Below are 1,285 nucleotides of genomic sequence, written 5' to 3'. Positions count from 1 at the left end.
GGCAACACCGAGGCGAAGACCTTTGTGCAGAAGGTCGTCCACGAGCACATCACCGACTGGCTGGACCGCAATCCGAACGAGGCCGCGGACATCATCCGCAAGTCCATCCAGGCGGCCACCGCGCGCGTGGCGGCGCGCAAGGCCCGCGACCTGACGCGCCGCAAGGGCCTCCTGGAGACGGCGTCGCTGCCGGGCAAGCTGAGCGACTGCCAGTCGAACGACCCCACCAAGTGCGAGATCTTCATCGTCGAGGGGGACTCCGCCGGCGGTTCGGCCAAGTCCGGCCGGAACCCCCAGTACCAGGCGATCCTGCCGATCCGGGGAAAGATCCTCAACGTCGAGAAGGCGCGGATCGACAAGATCCTGCAGAACCAGGAGATCCAGGCGCTGATCTCGGCCTTCGGCACCGGGGTCCACGAGGACTTCGACATCGAGAAGCTCCGCTATCACAAGATCATCCTGATGGCGGACGCCGACGTCGACGGCCAGCACATCAACACCCTGCTGCTGACCTTCCTGTTCCGCTTCATGCGGCCGCTGGTCGAGGCCGGGCACGTGTTCCTGTCCCGCCCGCCGCTCTACAAGATCAAGTGGGGCCGCGACGACTTCGAGTACGCGTACTCGGACCGCGAGCGCGACGCCCTGACCGAGCTGGGACGCCAGGCCGGCAAGCGCGTCAGGGAGGACTCGATCCAGCGCTTCAAGGGTCTCGGTGAGATGAACGCCGAGGAGCTGCGCATCACGACCATGGACCAGGAGCACCGCGTCCTGGGCCAGGTCACGCTCGACGACGCCGCGCAGGCCGACGACCTCTTCTCGGTCCTGATGGGCGAGGACGTCGAGGCACGCCGCGCGTTCATCCAGCGCAACGCCAAGGACGTCCGCTTCCTCGACATCTGAGTCGGTCTCAGCTGACCGCGTCAGAAAGGATCTTCACCAGCAATGACCGACGAGAACACTCCGATCACCTCGATCACCCCGATCACCTCCCAAGAGGACAGCGCGCTCTCCCAGCGTGTCGAGCCCGTCGGGCTCGAAACCGAGATGCAGCGCTCGTACCTCGACTACGCGATGTCCGTCATCGTGTCGCGCGCGCTGCCCGACGTACGGGACGGTCTCAAGCCCGTCCACCGGCGTGTCCTGTACGCCATGTACGACGGCGGCTACCGGCCCGAGAAGGGCTTCTACAAGTGCGCCCGTGTCGTCGGCGACGTCATGGGCAACTACCACCCGCACGGCGACTCCTCGATCTACGACGCGCTGGTCCGCCTCGCGCAGCCGTGGT

Annotated in this window: 2 protein-coding genes; both read left to right on the top strand. The window is 66.2% G+C overall.

All coding sequences use genetic code 11. The annotated features are described in order from the left end of the window. The coding region (locus AOK01_RS39555) for a toprim domain-containing protein (RefSeq protein ID WP_245702615.1) at positions 1-900 on the top strand (900 nt) is incomplete at its 5' end. Positions 901-942: 42 nt separating this feature from the next. After that, positions 943-1,285: DNA gyrase subunit A (locus AOK01_RS39550; RefSeq protein ID WP_281181503.1), on the top strand; the 343-nt coding region annotated here is incomplete at its 3' end.

Source organism: Streptomyces aurantiacus (assembly GCF_001418335.1).
In the GTDB taxonomy this organism is placed as follows: domain Bacteria; phylum Actinomycetota; class Actinomycetes; order Streptomycetales; family Streptomycetaceae; genus Streptomyces; species Streptomyces aurantiacus.
This window is presented reverse-complemented; position numbering and strand designations above follow the sequence as displayed.